Source organism: Acidovorax sp. KNOB132 (assembly GCF_057541515.1).
In genome coordinates, this window is sequence record NZ_BAAJYT010000408.1 from 1 (window position 1) to 2246 (window position 2246).

Consider the following 2246-nt stretch of genomic DNA (forward strand, 5'->3'; position numbering starts at 1 on the left):
CGATGAGGCCGTGGACGCAGCCCGTGCCCGCGCAGGTCTCCACGCCCGCGATCGCCCAGCCCGGTGGAGACGCATCCCCGGTAATCGACGGTGCGCCGTCTGCCCCGCCACCGTCCGATGCCAGCGCCCCCGCTGCGCAGGCCGGCGAAGGCCCAGGCGATGGGGCCGCAGCCGCCCAGGCCGCGGCGCCGGACGGCGTGCCCGGTGCTCCGAGGCCCCGTCCCAGGGGCCGATCGAAACGCGCCGCCGCGGCCACCGATCCCGATCAAGGCCGCCTCACGGAGCCCGCCACCGAAGGCGTTGCCCCTTCCGAGGCCGAGTCCCCCTCCCTCTCTTCCGCGCCGCCCCGCCGACCCCCTTCGTCCGAACCATGAAGGACTTCGCCGCGCTCTACCGCGCGCTCGACGCCAGCACCTCCAGCCTGGCCAAGCAGGCCGCGCTGCAGGCCTACCTGCGCGCCGCGGCGCCGGCGGATGCGGCGTGGGCGGTGTATTTCCTGGCCGGTGGCAAGCCACGCCAGCTGGTGCCGACCAAGCTGCTGCGCACCCTGGCGCGCGATGCGGCCCGGTTGCCCGAATGGCTGTTCGACGAGAGCTACGAGGCCGTGGGCGACTTGGCCGAGACCATCTCGCTGCTGCTGCCCGCGCCCACCGCCGTGCAGGCGCTGGGGCTGGCCGAGTGGATGGAGCACCACCTGCTGCCCCTGCGCGGCATGCCGCCCGAGGCGCTGGAGACCACGCTGCGGGCCCAGTGGGCGGGTCTCGCGCCCGAAGAGCGGCTGGTGTATTTCAAGCTCATCACGGGGGCGTTCCGCGTGGGCGTGTCGCGCCTGCAGGTCACGCAGGCGCTGGCGGCGGTGAGCGGCGTGGATGCCAAGCGTGTCGCGCAGCGGCTCATGGGCTATACGCACATCGGGGCGCGTCCGGGCGAGGCCGACTACCTGCGCCTGGTCGCGGCCGAGGGCGAAGGCGGCGATGACGCGGCGCAGGGCGAAGCCCGGGGCCATCCCTATCCGTTCTTCCTGGCGCACCCGCTGCAACTGCCGTTGTCCCAGTTCGACACGGTGCTCGGCCCGCCCGCGCAGTGGATCGTGGAGTGGAAATGGGACGGCATCCGCGCCCAGATCGTGCGGCGCAGCACCCGCGCCGAGGGCGCCAGCGAAGGCGCCGGCACCTGGGTCTGGTCGCGCGGCGAGGAGCTGGTGAGCGACCGCTTTCCCGAGCTCCAGGCGCTCGGGGAAACGCTGCCCGACGGCACGGTGCTCGATGGCGAGATCGTCGTCTGGCGCGCTGCCGAGGGCGATGCCGCGGCCCACGTGCGCCCGTTCGCCGATTTGCAAAAGCGCATCGGCCGCAAGACCCTCACGCCGAAGCTGCTGCGCGAGCTGCCCGTGGTGCTGCTCGCCTACGACCTGCTGGAGGAGGGCGGCCAGGACCTGCGCCAGCGACCCCAGCACGAACGGCGGGCGCGGCTCGATGCGCTGCTGGCGCGCGTGGCGCACCCGGCGCTGGTGGCCAGCCCGGTGCTGCAGGGCGACCGCTGGCAGGATCTGGCGGTCCAGCGCGAGCAGGCCCGCTCGCTGGGCGTGGAAGGCATGATGCTCAAGGCCCGCGATGCTGAGTACGGCGTGGGCCGCACCAAGGACGTGGGCACGTGGTGGAAGTGGAAGATCGACCCCTTGAGCATCGATGCGGTGCTGATCTATGCCCAGCGCGGCCATGGCCGGCGCGCCAGCCTCTACAGCGACTACACCTTCGCGGTGTGGGACGGTCCGCCAGGCACCGAAGGGCGTGCGCTGGTGCCGTTCGCCAAGGCCTATTCCGGCCTGACCGATGCGGAGATGGCGCGGGTGGATGCGGTCATCCGCAAGACCACCGTCGAGACCTTCGGCCCGGTGCGCAGCGTGCGGCCCACGCTGGTGTTCGAACTGGGGTTCGAGGGCATCGCCCGCAGCAGCCGCCACAAGAGCGGGATCGCCGTGCGCTTTCCGCGCATGCTGCGCTGGCGCGAGGACAAGCCGGTGGACGAAGCGGATTCGGTGGACACCCTGGCGGCGCTGTTGCCGAGGTCGGATGCGTGATCGCCGGAGGGCCGTCCATGCCGCGCCTTGACGACGGTCGTGAGCGCGCGGCGTTCCTGGGCCGGGCGGTGGGCCGGCGGCCCGCGCACCCTGCGGTGACGCACCCCAAGAAGACGCTCCGGGCCAAGGCGGCGCACCCGGCTTGCCTGCGCTTTTTCGGCGGGCT

Annotated in this window: 1 protein-coding gene and 1 pseudogene; both read left to right on the forward strand. The window is 73.0% G+C overall.

From position 1 onward, the window contains the following. Positions 1–374 (forward strand): annotated as a pseudogene (locus AC27IO_RS23120) (hypothetical protein); the annotation flags it as partial. After that, positions 371–2080, forward strand: coding sequence for an ATP-dependent DNA ligase (locus AC27IO_RS23125; RefSeq protein ID WP_498740999.1), 1710 nt, complete (start codon positions 371–373; stop codon positions 2078–2080). The pseudogene AC27IO_RS23120 and the gene AC27IO_RS23125, both read left to right, overlap by 4 nt. Positions 2081–2246 lie beyond the last annotated feature (166 nt).

Coding starts and splice junctions, on each gene's coding strand:
- AC27IO_RS23125 (WP_498740999.1), top strand. CDS start 371: ATGAAGGACTTCGCCGCGCTCTACCGCGCGCTCGACGCCAGCACCTCC.